We start from the raw sequence: 19279 nt of genomic DNA, 5'->3' as shown, positions 1-19279 counted from the left end.
TAATTGTTTATCTTTACTTAATTTACTGCGTTTCATACTTAAATTTTAACAAATTTAAGTTATCTAGGACAGCCCCTAAATTTATATACTTAAATAAAAGGAGTGTGATAAATGATAGCAGAAAATTTATTAGACTTTGTTTTAAATGAAAAGCAAAGTATTTTTGATGAAATTAAAGAAAAAATAAGTCCTGAAATTAATATTATAAATTCTATAAAAGAAAGTTTTGATGAGGTAAATAACAGTATATTATTATTTAATCTATTTAAATTCAATGCCAAAATTAATAATGAGGATTTAAACATAGCAAGAAAATTTGCTGAAAAATATATTAGTAATATAGATAATACGCAAATATCGGTATTTAATGAATATGTAATATCAAGCGGAAGACTTGATTTATTTATAAAAAATGCCTCTTTCCAATTAATCATAGAAAACAAAATCAATGCTGATAACCAAAAAGCTCAATTAGAAAGATATTATAGAGAATTGTCAGAAAATCAAGGAAATACATTCATAATATATTTAACAAGAGACGGAAAAGAACCTTCTGAAAAATCTTTGGAAAGCACAGTAAAAGAAGAACTTTTAAAAGAAAATAGACTTATATGTTTATCTCATGAAGATATAGGCGATTTTATAAATAATAATATAATAGAAAAATTTCCAGCTTTAACAGATAAAAAATATCAGTCATTATATTCAGCTTTAATACAGATTAGAGACAATGAATATTTTATAAGCAATATTAATATGGAGAAAAATATGTCAAAAGAAATTATAAAAAATCATTTGGAAAAAAATAAAGATTTTAAAGAAGAAATGGATTTAAATAAAATAAATGAATATGCAATTTTATTCGATGCTGTAAGTGAAGAAATATATAATAAAAAATTAGATTTCTACAAACAGCTCGTAGATAAATTAAAAGAAAAATATACAAATATAGAAACTGCTACTGATAATGAAAATACATATCATATTAGATTTAACGATATTTGTAACTGCCAATATTTTCATTTATATATAAAATATTCGTTTGCTGATAAAAAGAGAATAAGAGAAGATGTAGGCATATATTATTATTGTGAAGATAAAGATAATGATAAAATGTATAAAATATTACAAAATCACTGCGATGGAGCTTGGCATGACGGAGAAGACGGATATTATTTCGGTATCAATAATGAATTAAAGTTGGTAGAAGTAAAAACTCCTGAAAATATGGCTGCAAAAATAATAGATATAATTAACAGTATATCAGATGAATTTAATAAGTAAATTAATTCAACTATATTTTGTCATGTAATCTTTGTTTTATTCAACTTTTTCCCGCCTTCGCTGTGCGGACTTCGTCAAAGTTTTTACTCTATGGGTACACTTCGCGAAAAGTGCAAATGTTTTTATTTTATATGTATAAATATCTATAAATCCTAAAATAATATTTTTTGTTTACACCTAAAGGTTGATTGAATAAAATGCAGTTCTTCGCGAAGCGTATCCGAAGGATATAAGGTTCTTTTATACCAATAAAAGAACTGAGGCGTGTACCTTTAAGGGCATGCTTCGCAGTGGGATAGTCCCCACAAATAAAAAGGTTAAAAATTTGATAAAATCTATTTGTTATATATACTAAAAAAGCCAATAGCTTAATGTCTTAATTAAACTATTGGCTTAAATATTATTTAAGAAAAACTAAATTATTTGCTTAATCTAGCTCTTAATTCTTCTAATTGTTTTTTAAGTCTAGCTGGAAGTCTTGAACCAAATTTAGCATAATGAGCTTCAATCTGATTAGCCTGATCTTTCCAAGCCTCAACATCTACTCTCATAAGCTCTTTGAAATCAGCTTCAGGAATGTCTAAACCTTTAAGGTCTAAATCTCCGTCTTTAGGCATTTTACCTATAGGAGTGTCAACAGCATCAATTTTACCTTCAACTCTTTCACACATCCATTTTAATACTCTTGAGTTATCACCAAATCCAGGCCATAACCATTTACCGTCAGCATCTTTTCTAAACCAGTTTACATAGAAGATTTTAGGAGCTTTATCGCCTAATTTATCTCCCATTTCAAGCCAGTGGTTCATATAGTCACCCATATTGTATCCAGCAAACGGAAGCATAGCAAATGGGTCAAATCTTAACTGACCGGCAGCGCCAATATTAGCAGCAGTAGTTTCACTTGCAGCAGTAGAACCCATAAATACACCATGATCCCAGCTGTAAGATTCATGTACTAATGGCATAACAGAAGCTCTTCTTCCGCCGAAGATAAATATATCTATAGGTACACCTTTAGGGTCTTCCCAGTCTTTACATATAACAGGACATTGTCTAGCAGGAGCAGTAAATCTTGCATTAGGGTGAGCACCTTTCTCGCCGCTTTCTGGAGTCCAGTCATTGCCTTTCCAGTCTTTACCATGTTTAGGAGCAGGTCCCATACCTTCCCACCATACATCGCCGTCATCTGTTTCTACACAGTTAGTAAATATTGTGTTTTCTTTTATTGAATCCATAGCCATAGGGTTAGAATCATAAGAAGTACCGGGAGCTACACCAAAGAAACCAGCTTCTGGGTTAATAGCATAAAGTCTGCCGTCTTCAGGATTAATTTTCATCCAAGCAATATCATCACCTATAGTCTCGCATTTCCAACCTGGAATTGTAGGCTGTAACATAGCAAGGTTAGTTTTACCGCAAGCACTTGGGAAAGCTGCTGCAATGTGGAATCTTTTACCTTCAGGATTAGTTAGGCGTAAGATAAGCATATGTTCTGCCATCCAACCTTCTCTTCTAGCCATAGCAGAAGCGATACGTAAAGCAAAACATTTTTTACCAAGTAAAGCGTTTCCGCCGTAACCAGAACCATAAGACCATATTAAGTTTTCATCAGGGAAGTGAGAGATGTATTTTTTCTCTATTGGTGCACAAGGCCATTTAGTGTCTTTTTGACCGTCAGCAAGAGGAGCACCTACAGAGTGTAAACAAGGTATAAACTCACCATCAGAACCTAATACATCTAATACTTTAGTTCCGACTCTTGTCATTATATGCATGTTACATACAACATAAGCACTGTCAGTAAGCTCAACACCAATTTTAGCTATAGGAGAACCGACAGGCCCCATAGAGAAAGGAATAACATACATAGTTCTGTTTTTCATTGAACCTTTATATAATCCTTTCATAGTAGTTTTTAATTCGTCTGGAGACATCCAGTGATTAGTAGGACCTGCATCTTCTTTGTTAGGATAACTAATAAAAGTTCTGTCCTCAACACGAGCCACATCAGAAGGGTCGCTTCTAAATGAATGGCTATGCGGTCTTTTTGTTAATGGATGAGCCAAACCTAAATCAACAAGCCCTTGCATACATCTATCATATTCTTCTTTACTTCCATCGCAAACATATATATCTTTAGGTCCGCACATATCAGCTATTTCTTTTATCCAAGCTTTAAGCTTTTCATGTTTTAAATCTTCAAGCCTCATTAATTATACTCCTTAAAAAATTTGTTGCAGTCATTATACAATAAAATTAATTTTTAGTAAATAATTTAATAATATAAAATTTAAAATAAAAAAAAGAGAGCATTAACGCCCTCTTTTATTATTATCTAATTATTACAGATTATAAACCTTCGTAAGAATATTCTCCGCCAGATATTGCAGCTAATCCAAATCTTCTATATATTATATCATAACCTAAAGTTGAAGTTATAGATAAAGCATTTGGTTCCTCATTAACAACAGTAATGCTTCCATCTTTTAACACTTTCAAAGACTGCCTAAATGTAGTTTTGTTAGCAGGAACTCCAAAATCATTTTTTATTAAAGTCCAATTAGTTCCTTCGTCTTTACTTATTGATATAGTAAGAGCATTTTTTACTTTTTGCGGACCAAGAGATGGGTGATTATAAATTCTATCTGGGGTTGTATGGGCTATCACAAGACCATTAAATAATTGATTATTATGCGTAAATTGTATTCTATCTACAGAAACGCTTCCTCCGCTATTATTAGGAAGACCTGATACTTGCAAATCTCTAATTACCCCGCCATTTTGTAAATTAGGCAAAAAAGCCCAATATAATGGACCATTATTATTAAATTCATCAGAACCGCTACTAGTATCATGCACAGCAGCAATCAACAAACTTCCGTCTTGTCTTTCAGCTACTACTCTTGCAAATCTTTTTCCAGAAGCAGAACCAATATATTCCATAGTTGCACCTAATTGCCAATCTTTACCTCCATTTACAGAGTATATTATTGCCGCTCCTTGAGATTTACTGCTGACTACAGATTTATAATCTACCATACAAACTAAAGCACCATTTTTCAAAGTTAAACCATTACCGGGATTTGTATAAAATCTCTTATAGCCTTTATCTATTAAAGGTTTAAAAACATTTGTATCTATATCTACCCAATCTGTCCATGCATAACCATTATTTGTACTAATACTATAAGATAATTTTGTAATATCATCAGCAGTTCCGCCAGTACCATATCCAGGATTACCTGTTGTAGACAATACAACTATACTATTATCAGTATTAAGAAAGACTACTGGAGCACCATGCGACTTTGTTGGGCTCAATCCTTCATCTCCAACTATTCTATTATCTACAGTAAAACTATAAGCATTTTTTGAAATAGCTATGCTTATATTTACTGTTTGACTTCCATTTACACCTATAAGACTGTTATTAGCACTTCCTCTATATTCATAGATTATTAGCATGTAATTATCTTTAGTTGCCAGAATCACAGGAGAATTATTTTTATTAAAGTCATAGCCGCTCATCACAAATTGCTCATCATTTAAATTAGCTTGTTCTGATGCCGGCTTAAGCCAATCAAAATCTTTTCTTAAATAAAAACTTGAAAGAATATAATCTGTTCCGCATCCTAATAATGCAAATAAGAGCACTAAAAATAATATATATCTTTTTTTCATAAAAATTATCTCCTAAAAGACATATGTAATTATACAACACCTCTAATTAAAATCAAGTTTTTATTTTTCAAAAAACAAGGGGAGATATTTTCATCTCCCCTTTGTTTCTTTATCTTAATTCACTAATTAATTACCAGCAATAGTTGTTTGATCATTAATGAATTTTTGTGAGTATCTACTAAATACTATATAATAGTTACGGTTAGCACCAGCAAGACCCTCTTCTGCAGCTGTTATTATAGTACCATCTTCTAATACATCTATAGAAGAAGATTTACCATTATCAACAATCTTGTAGCTTCCATTATTTTTCTTACTTTCACCATCTGCATTTACAACATACATATGCATGTTTTTATCTTGCTGCTGAACATGTGTTAATATACCAACTTTATTTTCTTCAGGATCTTGTGAAACTTTAGATATTGTTATACTACCACTAGAGTTATCAATTTTATAGTCAGAACCACCAAACCATTTAGGAACTAAAACATAACCAGCAGAACCTTCAGAAGCTGTTACACCATTATCTGAAGCTGAACCATTGCCTAACTGACCTTTACCCATTATACTATGTCCATAAGAAGGGCTTGGAACAACTATATATTTTTCTTTAGATGTAGCACGAGCTTCTTTATATTGTGTAAACTTACCGTTATCAGGATAAACTACAGTATCACCAGTTACATCCCATTGAGTAAGATTATCAATACTATTTCCAACAACTAATACATGTCCCATTAATTCGTAAGTATTATTCCAGTTATCACTAGTACCTTGATAAGCTATAGTAACAGGAAGATAAAGTTTACTATCAGTACCTACTACACCTCTTGCAGAGTGTGTTGCATATTGTGTAGGTGATATTTGTGCAGTAGCAAATTTAGTGCCTACTAATTTATCTTTTATACCTGTAATTTCTTTCCAACCATCACTCCAAGTAATTACAGGATCAGATCCGCTACTAACTTTAACTGTACCTACTATGTAATCTACTTTTGATGGCCCTCTCTGATCAACAGGAGTATCATCTCTACCTATACCTGTACCAGAAGTAGCTACTACAACTATTTTACCATCAGAACCATTACCACTTTTATAAAATACTACAGGTGCACCATGAGAAGCATCTACAGTTGTTGTTTGCATACCCCCTTGATTTACATATTTTTCTCTTGTAACCCAGTTTTTACCGCTGTCTTTACTTGTATAATAAACTATATCTACAACTCCAGCACCATCTATACCTACGTCGTTAGCAGCACCAGGTCTTTTATATCTGAACTCTGCAAATACAACTAAGTTACCTTTTCCAAGGTTTACAACAACAGGGTTACGAACATAGTCTGTACCGTTACCTCGAGTTATCTCTTTTTTGGCAATAGGCTCGGTATGAGTTAAATCAGTATAGTTAGTAAAAAGCCCATCTGATCCTGTATTGTCAGTGTTGTTGATCTCTGGAACCTTGTCAGGTGTAAATCCACCAAGAGCGTCGGTTACGGAATTTTTCTTACAGCTTGCGAACACTAGGCTCAAAGCCATAAGTAAAGATAATAAATAAATAATCTTTTTGCTCATAATATCTCCTTATATAAAAATTTTTTGTTTAGTTATCTAAAATAAAAAACTGCCTTTAACTTTTCTTCTAACAAAGTTTTTTTAGCAATTTATTATTTCCAATAAAACATATTATAGAAAGAACTTTATACCCGCCCTTTCTATATTTAAAATATATTAAAATAAAATATAAAGTCAAGCAAAATTTACAAATTATTTATTTAAATTTCGGATAAAATAGAATAAAAATTGAAATTTACATATATAGACTAATAATTTCATTTACCTAAACAGTATAGGCAATGCTTTAAGTTAACATATAAAGTTTAACATAATTATAAATCCTTTACTTTTTTTGGCAACCCTTTTTCTAATTAATTCTTTACTTTTTTATATAATATAGTATATTTCCTTATATGAGGGTTTTTAGTATGAAAAAAATTTTTAAAATATCATTGCTTATTTTTTCCTGCTTTTTTGATGACCTTGTTAAAAACAAAAAAGAAAGCTTATAATACCAAACTTTTATTATTAATCATAACCCTTCATATCTGTATTTACCGTCTGATATTGCAGATAAACCAAATCTCCTATAATACGGTATAAATCCCTGTCTATCATTTATAGAAGGACCAATACCCTCTTCATAGGCTAAGCCGATGCTGCCGTCTTTAAATACCGCTAAACCGCTGTGCCTAAAAGCAGCTTGATTAGTAGACTCATCTTTTCCAACAACATTTGTAATCATAGTCCAAGTTTTACCGTCATCACCGCTTATAGATATGGCTGTAACATTAGATACTGTCTGCTGTCCGCTTTGATGCTGAAATTTACGCTCAGGATAAGAATGAGCTAAAAGAATACCGTCATAAGCCCTGCCTTTATAAGCATATTTTATTCTATCGCCGGATATCACACCCCCGCTATTTCTTTCAAATACTTTTACTACGACTAAATTAGCATCAATTATTTCAGGACCTGTTACATTAAAAGTATTTATAGGACTATTTAAATCATCTGCCAAATACCAAGCTATGCTGCCTGTATTATTATATGTAGCTATATCATTTGTACCAGTATATGACACCGCAGCTATTAATAATTTGCCGTCTGTTCTCTCTGCTATAATTTTAGCAAATCTATGCGTATTCCCGTTATATGTTAATGTTCCTCCTATTTTCCAAGTTTTTCCGTTATCTGCAGAATAGAGTATAGCAGCTCCTCGTGCCTTTTCTTCATAATTTGTTTTATAATCTATCATACAAACTAAAGTGCCGTTTCTCAATGTTTTGCCGTTGCCTGGTGTTGTATAAAATCTATTATAAGCTTTAAGGGATTCAAATACTGTTTCATCTAAATCTTTCCAATCAGTCCAATTATAGCCGTTATCAGTGCTGATGCTCACAGCTATTTTAGTTTTTTCAGTTGCTACACCATCTTTTGCAAATCCTACACCAGCTGTAGACAACACAACAATATCCCCCTCTTTAGTTAAAAATGACACAGGAGAGCCATGTGCTGATGACGGATTAAGATTTTTTATGTTCCCGACAGTAACTGTATTGTCAAAATTTGAAGAGTTTTTAGATATTCTTGCTGTTACCTCCACTTTTTTATTCCCGTTTATTCCGTAAATATCTAAATCTGAACCGCTGATATTTCTATTTTCATATATTGCCACCAAATAATTAGCCGGTGTTGCTATTATAGAAGGAGAAGAAAAACGATTAAGTGTAGGGGTATACCCAACCATTTGAGCATGGGTATCAAGAGTTTCTTGGTCTGCTAAAGATGTAAACCATAATAACTCTCTGCGGATAGTAAAGCTTGAATAAAAATAATCAGTACCGCAGCTGTTTAGGGTAAATAATAAAACTATTAAACAAGTAATTTTTTTCATTTATCTTTTCCTAATTAAAAACAACAAGGAATATACTTACTTGAAACTATCAAATATATTCCTTGTATCTATTCAATTATTTTTCTCTCAAATTATTCTAACTGACTAGATAAATAACTTTGAGTATATCTGCTAAAGAATATATTAAACTTTAAACCATCAGCATTGTAATTTCTTTCTTTTTCAGCAGCTACAATTATAGTACCGTCATCTAAAACATCTATAGAAGAGCTTTTACCAGTTATAGCTATTTTAAATGATTTATTTTGAGGCTGATATTGCTGAGCATCAAGTAAACGCATATGGTTTTCTCCAGCTGGAGTTATTACATGTGAGAATAATATTTCATCTTGACCACTACCAGTACTATCATTTTTATAATTAGCAGGATCATACTGAGCAGAACCATACCAACCTTTATCTAATTTCAAGAAACCGAAAGAACCTTCAGAACCCGCTATTACTGTAGCATTAACATTGTTATTAGCACTACTATCACCTTTACCTATTTTTCCATTACCGCCTTCAGGATTTGGAACTGCTAAATAAGTTACTTTACCATTAGCATATTCTACAGCTTTTGCTTCTTTGTATACGCTAAAATTAGGAGTTCCTGCTTTAAAAGAAACGTCTTGACCTATTTTTTGACCAAGAGTAAGAGTGTCTCCAGATTCAGTAACTTCATAGAAACGTGCACCCATCATCTCTTTAGCAGCACCGTTTCTGCCTTGTTCTGCTGTAATTATAGGAAGAATCATAGTAGTATTATCATCTTTAAATATTCCTCTTCCAGAATGTGTGCCGAATTGTACATTATCATCTATTTTACCACTTACACTTAATTCTTTCCATTCACTCCATTTTATTGTTGGAATTGCATTTTGAGCATTAATGCCTGTAACTGTTCCTACAGAATATTTAAGTTTTGATTTTGGATTTCTATTAGCATAATCTTGACTTGTGCGGGATATGCCTGAACCAGCAGAAGCTATTACATAAACTTTATTACTACCTTTTTTATAATATACTACAGGAGCAGAAACTGCATCGTCTTTACTCTGAGAGTCTGCAGCAACAGGCTTAGGGGCATCGAAGTTGTCGCCTCCGTCCTTGCTTAATAAGTAAATTATACTTACAGGCTTATCGCCGTTTACACCTATGTCGTTAGCAGAACCGGGATATTGTATTCTTTTCTCAGTTACTATTAAAACATTTGCTCCGCCTAAAGCAACTATTACAGGGTTTCTATAATAGTCGCCGCCTGTTTCACTAATAACAGCATAGTCGTTCATAGCATTAGTATCATACTTTTTTAAGTCTTCCCATGTTTTTGTTAAACCGCCTGTATTATTTTTTACTTCTGTTTCTTCATTAGGGGGGTTGCCTGTAGGGGCTGTTGTGTTGTTTTTCTTACAGCCTGCAAATACTAAGCTTAAAGCCATAACTAAAGATAATAAATAAATAATCTTTTTGCTCATATAAACTCCTTATAAAATTTTTTGTTTATTAAAATAAGAAACCGCATTTTATTTAAGCAGCCTATTATTTACAAATGCTAAAGAGATATGAATATTTCTATAGCGTCTATATATTTATGATAAAAAAAAAAAAAAAAAAGTCAAGTAAAAATTTACATTTTTTTTATATGAAATTATGTAAATATCTTCATAATTTTATATGAAAATATCAAATCGTATAGACGCCTGTAATCGCCTGCAGCAGCCGATAAATTAGATTATATTTTGTATCATATTGAAGGCTAATGACTTGCAATTAATTATTATTTTAATTAATAGAATATTATTTTCTACATAAACAATATTAAATAATTAAGTAGATTTTAGTTAACATACAAAAATTAACATAGTTATAAATCTTTTGCTTTTTTTGACAGCCCTTTTCCTAATTAATTCTTTACTTTTTTATATAATATAGTATATTTCCTTATGTGAGGGTTTTTAGTATGAAAAAATTTTTTAAAATATCATTGCTTATTTTTTCCTGCTTTTTTTTGATGTCTTGTAATCAAGTATTTAAAAATAGATTTAATCTAAACCGTGCATACAACCTCTATGAGAAAGGTAAAAATGCAGATGATGACAAAGCCCTTCTCGATGTTACAGACACCTACAACGATATAATAAACCAAAAAATTTATGCTCAAGATAGGTTAGGGGCAGTATATAGAGTGTTAGCAGAAAGAAGCCTCGCAAAAAAACAATATGCCTACTCAGCAAAATATTTTACAGAAGCTCTAAAAATTCTCCCCAACAGCCCATACTTGCGTTATGGTTTAGGATTATCATATGCAAACCTCGCAGAGAGTGCAGACAATGAAACACAAAAAACTAACTTTTTAGCCCGTGCAGAAAACAATATACAATTCGCAATAAACAAAGACCCCAATAACCCCAACTATTATGCAGCACTGTCATCGCTTAGAGGAATACAGCAAAATTATTATAAAGAAGCATTAGGCTTAATAAATAAATCTTTAGAAACAGACCCTAACAATATAGATTATTTATTCATACTCGCACGCATACAGTATAGTTTAGGAAACGGCAAAGAGTCTATTGAAGCCTATAGAAAGATAGTGTCTTTAGCAAAAGAAAACAACATAAAGCAAACAGCCTTAAACAATATAAATCAAATAATAAGCCGAATGAATTAGAGCGGGCTTACGGAGAACAAGTTAAAATGCATAGTGATAAAAATATATATCTAATAGCCTTAAACCAAATTGACAAAGTAGGCGATAAAAGAATATCAGAGCTTATTAATCATTATGACTCTGTAGAAAATATTTTTGAAGATAAAGAAGAAAATATAAAATTGCTGTTAGAAAAAAAGTTCAAATCGCAAATAGGCAATTTTAATAAAAATGAAATATTAGACAAAGCCAACGACATAATAGAAAAATCAAAAAGTTATGGTATTGGCATATTAAGTTTATTTGACGAAGAATATCCGTTTAATTTAAAGCAAATAGATAATCCCCCATATATACTTTATTATAAAGGGGATTTAAAAAAGTTAAGAAGAAACTCTATAGCGGTGGTAGGCACAAGGTTTCCAACAGATAAAAGCTATAAGTATGCTTTTGATATATCTTCAAAGTTGTCGGCATTAAATATTTCTGTAGTATCTGGTATGGCTAAGGGGATAGATAAAGAGGCACATATTGGTGCTATAAGTTCTGGGGCTAACACTGTAGCGGTTTTAGGGTGCGGAATAGACAATGTTTATCCTTCAGAGAATTTAAAGGTTTATAATAAATTAATAGAAAGAGGTCTTATAATTAGCGAGTTTGAAGTAGGAAGAAAGCCGGATAAAACAAACTTCCCAAGAAGAAACAGGATAATATCAGGGCTTTCTTATGCTGTTGTTATGGTTGAGGCGTCCAGCAAATCGGGGGCTTTAATAACAGTAGACTTTGCACTCAATCAAGGCAGAGATGTTTATATAGCTCCATACAATGAGAAACTAAAAGAGTATTACGGCAATCATAAGCTTTATAAAGACGGTGCTAAAATAGCATATAATGTGTTGGATATATTAGAAGATTTTGATGATATATTTTCTAATGATGAAAATTATGTTAAAATGAAGCTTAAATATTTTGAAGGCGGAAATATTAACAAAAATACAGAAGTTAATAAAATTAGTGATATTAAAAAAAATAATAAGGTTTTAAAGCAAGAAAAGAAATTAGATAAAAAAGAAAATAAAAAAGAGAGTATTATAAAACCTAATTTACAAGATGACGAAGCTATAATTTATGATATAATAAGCGAGGTTGAAAAAATACACATAGACGATATAATAGAAAAAACCAATATGAAAGTTCAGAGTGTAACATCTTTGCTTATGCAGTTAGAGATTAATGGTTTTATAAAGCAATTATCTGGAAAATATTATAGTATAGAGAAATAAAATTTAAGGATATAAAAAATGGCTGCAAAAACTAAAGAAAAGAAAACTAATAAGAAAAAGTTAGTAATAGTTGAGTCGCCTGCTAAGGCAAAAACTATAAATAGATATTTAGGTTCAGATTATGTAGTATTATCATCAATGGGGCATTTAATAGACTTGCCGAGAAGCAGATTAGCTATAGATGTAGACAATGGTTTTGAGCCTGAATACATAACAATAAGAGGAAGAGCTAAGATATTAAATGAGCTTAAAAAAGAGGCAAAGAAATCTGAAGAGGTATTGCTTGCTGCCGATGACGATAGAGAAGGGGAAAGCATAGCTTGGCATATAGGAAACAAAATAAGAAGCATTAACTCTGCTGTACCTATAAAGAGAATAGTTTTTCACGAGATTACAAAAGATGCGCTTAAAGAAGCCATTGATAAGCCAAGAGATATAGACATAGCAAAAGTAAATGCCCAAAAAGCAAGAAGGGTATTAGACAGGCTTATCGGTTATAATTTAAGTCCTCTGCTTTGGGAGAAAATAAAAAGAGGACTTTCTGCAGGAAGAGTACAGAATGTTGCATTGCTTATAATCTGCAGCAGAGAAGACGAAATAGAAACATTTGTGCCTGTAGAATATTGGACTTTCGGAGTATTTTTAAAACATAAAAATAAAGAGTTTTTAGCAGAACTTCAGAAATATAAAGGTGAAAAGCCTGATTTAAAAACCAAAGAAGATGTTGATGCTATAATGGAGCATTTAAAAGATAAAACTTACACAGTATCAAGCATAGAGATAAAAGACAGATTAAGAAACCCAACAGCTCCATACACTACAAGTAAATTGCAGCAGGCAGCAAGCACATCTTTAGGCTACAACTCATCAAAGACAATGCAAATAGCACAAACACTCTATGAAGGAGTATCTATAGCAGGAGAGGCTACAGGACTTATAACATATATGCGTACTGATAGTGTGAGAATATCTCCAGTGGCTCAAGAGCAGGCAAGAGATTTTATACAAAAGGAATATGGAAGTAATTATTTACCTCCAGAGCCTCCAAACTATTCTGTAAAAAAGAATGCACAAGATGCTCACGAAGCTATAAGACCTACTAATGTATTTTTAACACCAGACAGCATTAAAGAATATTTAAAACCTGAACAGTATAAACTTTATAAACTTATATGGGAGAGATTTGTATCTTCTCAAATGCTTCCTGCAAAAATGAAAAATACAAGAGCAGTAATTGTTGCAGGCGATTGTGAGTTTGCTGTTTCTTCATCAAAAATAGAGTTTGATGGATTTATGAAAGTGCTTACTATAGACAAAGAAGATAAAGAAAAGGCTTCAAAAATGCCAAGTTTGTCAAATGGAGAAATATGCGATTTTGTAGAGCATAATCCTCAGCAGCATTTTACAACACCTCCTCCAAGATATACAGATGCTTCATTAGTAAAAATACTTGAAGAATCAGGTATAGGCAGACCTTCTACTTATGCCCCAACAATAAAAACAATTATATCAAGGCATTATGTACAGAGAAAAGGTAAACAGCTTGTACCTACAGAGCTTGGAAAACTTGTTAATGAACTTATAAGCGAAAATTTCCCAGAACTTGTAAATATTAACTTTACTGCCGAGATGGAAAGTAAACTTGATAAAATAGAAGACGATAATGTAGAATGGAATAATATATTAAAAGAGTTCTATCCTCATTTTTTGGATACGCTCAAAACTGCCACAGAAAATATTCACAATATGAAAGACTTCTTTAATGAAGAGACTGATTTTGTATGTGAGAAATGCGGTAAGAAGATGATTAAACGTTTAGGAAGATACGGATATTTTATTGCTTGTTCCGGATTCCCTGAATGTAAGAATACTAAGGGTATATCTTTTGGTATTTGTCCTAAATGCGGAGGCGACATTACATTAAAGCGTTCTAAGAGAGGAAGAGAGTTTTATGGCTGTTCCAATTATCCTAAATGCGATTTTGTAAGCTGGGATAAACCTTTGCTTGAGCCTTGTCCTAAATGTAATGGGCTTATGGTAGAGAAGAATATTAAAAACAAAGGATTGTTTAAAGTTTGTATCAAGGAAGATTGTGGTTATTCAGAGGAAATAAAAGAAGAATAATATTATTTTTTGTATTAGCTCTATTTAATACTTGTTTTTTATATTCTCAGAATAATGATAAAATAAAATTAAACAATTTAAATATTACAGCAGAAGATTTAAAAAACGCTTTTAACCCAGCAAAAAATAAATTTGATTCTAAAGGAATCACAACAATAATAATAGACCCAGGTCATGGCGGAAAAGACCCCGGTTCTATTGGTGTTGGAAAGGTATATGAAAAAGATATAGTTTTGTCATTTTCTCTAGAGCTTAAAAAAGAATTAGAAAATATACTTCCAAATGTAAAGATAGTATTAACAAGAACAAATGACACCTACCCTACTCTTGCAGAACGTTTTGAAATAGCAAATACTGCAGCAAAAATAAACACAGAAAAAGCAAACAATGCATTATTAATAAGTGTTCATGCCAATGCTTCATTAAGCTCTAGTGCCAAGGGTTTTGAGGCATATTTTGTAAGTGCTCAGGAATCAAGCGAATATGCGAGGGCTGTATCTATGTTTGAAAACAGTGCTTTGGTGAAATTTGATAAAATAGATTCTGCTAAATACGAAGACTATTCATCGCAGCTTACTCATAACTATATGTTAATAGAACAGTATCAAAAAGAAAGCAGAATGCTGGCAGAGTCTATTACAGATGAAGTGCATAAAGTGTCTGGTGTAGCAAAGAGAACTAAGCCTGTTCAAAATGCATTATTTTATGTTTTGAAAGGTGCGATAATGCCGTCTACGCTTATAGAGGTTGGTTTTATCACAAATGCCGATGATGCTAAGTTTCTAAAAAATAAAGAGACAAGGCTAAAAATGGTAAAAGCCACAGCAAAAGGCATAAAAAAATATATAGAGCTTTATGACGAGACCAAAGGTTTTACAAAATAATTAAATTTATTTAAAATAAAATAGATATATTCTTTTTTTTCAATATACTTATACATTATAACAATAATAATTATGGAGTTCTCAATGAAAAAAGAATATATTATAATTGCAATTATTTCATTATTGGTTTTATTGTCTTGTAATAATTCTAATAATTCTAAAAGAATCTACCCGGAAGGTGAAATTAATTTTACCATAGTTGAAACTACAGATATACATGGAATGATTTTTCCTTATAATTTTATTACAGATGAAGAAGAAAATACTTCTATGGCACAGGTAAATACATATATAAAAAAATTAAAAGATGAAGGTAAAACTATACTATTGTTAGATAATGGAGATTCTCTTCAGGGGCAGCCTACAGTTTATTATTATAACTTTGTTGCCACTAATGAGCCTCATATATGGTCAGAAGTGCTTAATTATATGAATTATGATGCTGTTGGAGTGGGCAATCATGATGTTGAGGCTGGGCATAATGTTTATGATAAAATAGTTAAAGAAATAAAAGCTCCTTTAATCTGTGCTAATTTGGTAGATGAAAAAACAAAAAATCCATATTTTAATCCTTATACAATAGTAGAAAAAAATGGAGTAAAAATAGCAATACTTGGTTTAATAGAGCCTGCGATAGATAGACAATTGCCAAAAGTATTATATGAAGGATTGGCTGTAGAAGATATGGTTGAATCAGCAAAAAAATGGATGAAAACTATAAAAGAAAAAGAGAATCCTGATATTGTTATAGGGCTTTTCCATGCTGGTGCCAATTATACAGAAGATAAAGAAACTTTCAAAAATGAAAATGCTAGTCAGTTAGTGGCAGAGCAAGTTGATGGTTTTGATATTATACTTGTAGGTCATGACCATCAGGGCTGGTCTGGTTTGGGTTATGATGAGGCTACTAAACAAAAAACTAAAGAGGTAAAAAGTCCAAGCGGTAAAGTTGTGCCTATATTTGGAGGAGTTAATGCTGCAAGATTTATACCTTCTATTGATGTGAGCATGATTTACACTAATAATGCTTGGGATATTAAATTTAAAGGTGAATTAATTGATGTTTCAAAGTATGAGGCAGATAAAGACTTTTTAAATAATTTTGATTCTTCTAAAAATGCTATACAAACTTGGGTAAGCCGTGATATTGGTAATTTGAATACTAAACTTACTTCCGATGAGGCTATGTTTGGAGATAGTTATTTTTTAAGTTTTATACACAAATTAGAGTTTACTATTGCTAAAGAAGAATTGGGCGAGGACGTTGATATTAGCTTTGCTGCTCCTTTAAGTAAAGATGCTGTTTTAAATAATGGTGTTGTAGAGGTGAGAGATATGTTTAGCCTTTATCCTTATGAGAATTTCTTTTATGTGATGAAATTAACAGGAAAGCAAATAAAAGATATTATGGAATATTCTTATGACAGATGGTTTAATACTATGACTAATATTAATGACCATTTAATAGCATTCAAGAAAGATGCAAATGGAGAATTAATATTTAATAACAGATATAATTCTTATGATACAGTTACACCTACATATAATTATGAAAGTGTTGGAGGAATTAATTATACTGTTGATGTTACTAAACCTAAAGGTCAAAAAGTTACAATAGAATCTTTTACTGACGGAAGGTCTTTTGAATTAGATAAAGAGTATAAAGTTGCTATTAACTCTTATAGAGGAAGCGGCGGCGGCGGTCATTTATCACAAGGTGCGGGAATAGATTTAAAAACTTTACAAAATATGGATTTGGTATTAAAAGCTACAGATAAAGATTTGAGATATTATATTATAGATTGGTTTGAAAAACAAAATGGTGCTATCACTGTTGAAAAGCTTAATAATTGGAAAGTAGTGCCCGAAGATTATGTTGAGGCAGGAAAGAAAAAAGACTATAAATTAATATATCCTAATAATTAAAAAGTATTATAATAAAAAAGCGAAGGGTATTAGTTAACCTTTCGCTTTTTTAATTTTAAATATTATTTTAAAATATTATTTTTTGTAAAGCTCTTCTATTTGATCTCTATATGCTTCCATTATTTTATGTCTTTTTATTTTTAATGACTGAGTAAGTAAGCCATTTTCTATAGTAAAGTCCTTGCTTGTTATAATAAGTTTAGAGATAATTTCATAAGGTCTAAAACCATTTTTACTATTAACTAATCTATTTAATTCATTTTTAATAAGCTTAACAACCTCTTTAGAGCTTTCTATATCATCTTCATTGTAATGTATTTTATGTTTATCCAAAAACTCTTTAACATTCTCTTTATCTATCACAACTATAGCACCAGTAGATGCCTTATCCTGACCTACAAGCATTATCTGAGAAATATATTTAGATTCCATAGCCTTATTTTCTATAGGCTGAGGCTCAACATTTTCACCTGTTAAAAGAACTATAGTCTCTTTAGCCCTTCCTGTAAGCACTATTTCACCTTGTTTTGTATAAGCTCCCAAATCTCCTGAATTAAAGAAGCCATCTTTTTTAGCCTGTATAGTTAGTTCTTTATCTTTGTAATACTCTTTAAAAATATTAGGACCTTTAATATAGCATACTCCCATCTCTCCGTCTTTACAAATATTTCCATTTTTATCTCTTACTTCTATTTGTACCTCTGGAACAGGTGCTCCGCAAGTTCCTCTATAGTTTTTAAAAGGAGACCTTAGAGTTACTACAGGTGCAGTTTCTGTAATACCCCAACCAACAACCAAATTAATTCCAGTAGCTTCTATAAAATCTTCTATATACATAGGCAAAGCTCCGCCTCCTGAGATAGTTAAGCGAAGTCTGCCGCCCGTGAGTTCTTTTATTTTCTTATAAACTAAATTTTGTGCCATCTTATGACTCATAGGGTCTAAAGGCAATATATCATATTCTATCTTTTTGCTTTCCTTTTTTTCATCTCCAAGAAGATAAACCATATTATTTTGATATCTTAAATTTCTTATATATCTAACAGAGCCCTGTATAAAAGATTTAATCATCATTTTTACCGCAAAAGGCTTTTTATCTATATTTTTCATAACTCCATTATATATATTAACCCAAATTGCCGGCACTGATATAAATATATCCGGCTTCTCCTCTACAAAATCATTCTTCAAATCTCTCTTATTAGTAATAGCTGTAAAACATCCAAAAATAGCTGTAACATAAGAAATTGTTCTTTCATAGATATGCCATATAGGAAGAACAGTTAAAAGTTTCTCTCCTCTTTGAAGTTTTATTATATCAGGCAGCACTCTCACATTATGCAAAATATTACCATGAGTGAGAATTACTCCTTTAGGTTTTCCTGTTGTACCTGATGTATATATTATAGTTGCTATATTGTCATTATTAAGTTTTGAAGCCTTTTTTACAGCAAACTCATCATCACCATTTAAAGCCTCTTCTCCAAATTCCAAAAACTTACTAAATGAATAAATATTATTTTTTGGATCATGAATAGAATTATCTAAAACAATTATAAGCGGTATTTTTTTAGAAGATTTATCTATTTTATTTAACACATACTGATTCTCCACTATTACAGCCATTGAATCACTATGCTCTATTATATAATTTAATTCCTCTGATGTAGAATCATTTCCCCTAGGAACATCTGCTGACCCTATAGCTAAAAGTGCCATATCACATATAAACCACTCTATGCGGTTTTCTGAAAATATAGCAACATGCTTACCAGATAATCCTTTGGCATCAAATGCCTTAGCAAGAGCATTTATTTTTTCATATAATTTTTTATATACTATAGTTACTTTTTCGCCATTATTGTTTCTATATCTATAAGCAGGGCTTTGAGGCATTTCCTTTACAGTATCAAAAAAAGCACTAGCTATAGAATTATATTCTTTCATAAATCCCCCAATCATGATTTTTAAAATAGTTAATTAT

At 31.3% G+C, this 19279-nt stretch carries 12 protein-coding genes; 6 read left to right on the top strand and 6 right to left on the bottom strand.

Annotated features, from left to right (window positions below):
* Positions 1 to 111: 111 nt before the first annotated feature.
* Entirely contained in the window at positions 112 to 1284 is a 1173-nt protein-coding gene (locus Q0H31_RS06760) for a PD-(D/E)XK nuclease family protein (protein WP_295296632.1), read from the top strand.
* A gap of 419 nt (positions 1285 to 1703) precedes the next feature.
* On the opposite strand, the gene Q0H31_RS06755 is transcribed toward Q0H31_RS06760, so the two are convergent.
* The 5 genes from Q0H31_RS06755 to Q0H31_RS06735 form a co-directional block, all read right to left on the bottom strand.
* Positions 1704 to 3497: a phosphoenolpyruvate carboxykinase (GTP) gene (locus Q0H31_RS06755; protein WP_295296630.1), complete on the bottom strand. Its 1794-nt coding sequence runs from the start codon at positions 3495 to 3497 to the stop codon at positions 1704 to 1706.
* A gap of 139 nt (positions 3498 to 3636) precedes the next feature.
* Positions 3637 to 4968, bottom strand: coding sequence for a sialidase family protein (locus Q0H31_RS06750; protein ID WP_295296628.1), 1332 nt, complete (start codon positions 4966 to 4968; stop codon positions 3637 to 3639).
* A gap of 126 nt (positions 4969 to 5094) precedes the next feature.
* A complete protein-coding gene (locus Q0H31_RS06745) occupies positions 5095 to 6546 on the bottom strand; it encodes a sialidase family protein (RefSeq protein ID WP_295296626.1) in 1452 nt (483 codons plus the stop codon).
* A gap of 514 nt (positions 6547 to 7060) precedes the next feature.
* The gene (locus tag Q0H31_RS06740; protein ID WP_295296624.1) at positions 7061 to 8425 is read right to left on the bottom strand and encodes a sialidase family protein; all 1365 of its coding nucleotides are present in this window, start codon (positions 8423 to 8425) and stop codon (positions 7061 to 7063) included.
* A gap of 92 nt (positions 8426 to 8517) precedes the next feature.
* Positions 8518 to 9903, bottom strand: a complete 1386-nt coding sequence (locus Q0H31_RS06735) for a sialidase family protein (RefSeq protein ID WP_295296622.1) — start codon at positions 9901 to 9903, stop codon at positions 8518 to 8520.
* Between the two features lie 485 nt (positions 9904 to 10388).
* Here Q0H31_RS06735 and Q0H31_RS06730 point away from each other — a divergent pair, with 485 nt between their 5' ends.
* The 5 genes from Q0H31_RS06730 to Q0H31_RS06710 all read left to right on the top strand — a co-directional run bounded on the left by Q0H31_RS06730 (position 10389) and on the right by Q0H31_RS06710 (position 17295).
* Positions 10389 to 11099 (top strand): hypothetical protein, encoded by a 711-nt coding sequence (locus Q0H31_RS06730; RefSeq protein WP_295296620.1) that lies wholly within the window; start codon positions 10389 to 10391, stop codon positions 11097 to 11099.
* A 26-nt stretch (positions 11100 to 11125) separates the two neighbouring features.
* Positions 11126 to 12361, top strand: a complete 1236-nt coding sequence (gene dprA, locus Q0H31_RS06725; protein ID WP_295296618.1) for a DNA-processing protein DprA — start codon at positions 11126 to 11128, stop codon at positions 12359 to 12361.
* An 18-nt stretch (positions 12362 to 12379) separates the two neighbouring features.
* Positions 12380 to 14485: a type I DNA topoisomerase gene (topA, locus tag Q0H31_RS06720; protein ID WP_295296616.1), complete on the top strand. Its 2106-nt coding sequence runs from the start codon at positions 12380 to 12382 to the stop codon at positions 14483 to 14485.
* Complete coding sequence (locus Q0H31_RS06715; RefSeq protein ID WP_367117128.1) at positions 14437 to 15369, top strand: N-acetylmuramoyl-L-alanine amidase; 933 nt, start codon at positions 14437 to 14439, stop codon at positions 15367 to 15369. The genes topA and Q0H31_RS06715 overlap by 49 nt, the downstream gene beginning before the upstream one ends.
* An 84-nt stretch (positions 15370 to 15453) precedes the next feature.
* Entirely contained in the window at positions 15454 to 17295 is a 1842-nt protein-coding gene (locus tag Q0H31_RS06710; protein ID WP_295296612.1) for a bifunctional UDP-sugar hydrolase/5'-nucleotidase, read from the top strand.
* Positions 17296 to 17370: 75 nt separating this feature from the next.
* Here Q0H31_RS06710 and Q0H31_RS06705 read toward each other — a convergent pair whose 3' ends face one another.
* On the bottom strand, positions 17371 to 19242 hold the full coding sequence (locus tag Q0H31_RS06705; RefSeq protein WP_295296610.1) for a long-chain fatty acid--CoA ligase: 1872 nt from the start codon (positions 19240 to 19242) through the stop codon (positions 17371 to 17373).
* Positions 19243 to 19279: the final 37 nt, after the last annotated feature.

The organism is uncultured Brachyspira sp. (assembly GCF_934747485.1).
Lineage (GTDB): Bacteria > Spirochaetota > Brachyspiria > Brachyspirales > Brachyspiraceae > Brachyspira.
The sequence above is the reverse complement of the archived record's forward strand: the minus strand, read 5'-3'. Positions and strand labels throughout refer to the sequence as shown.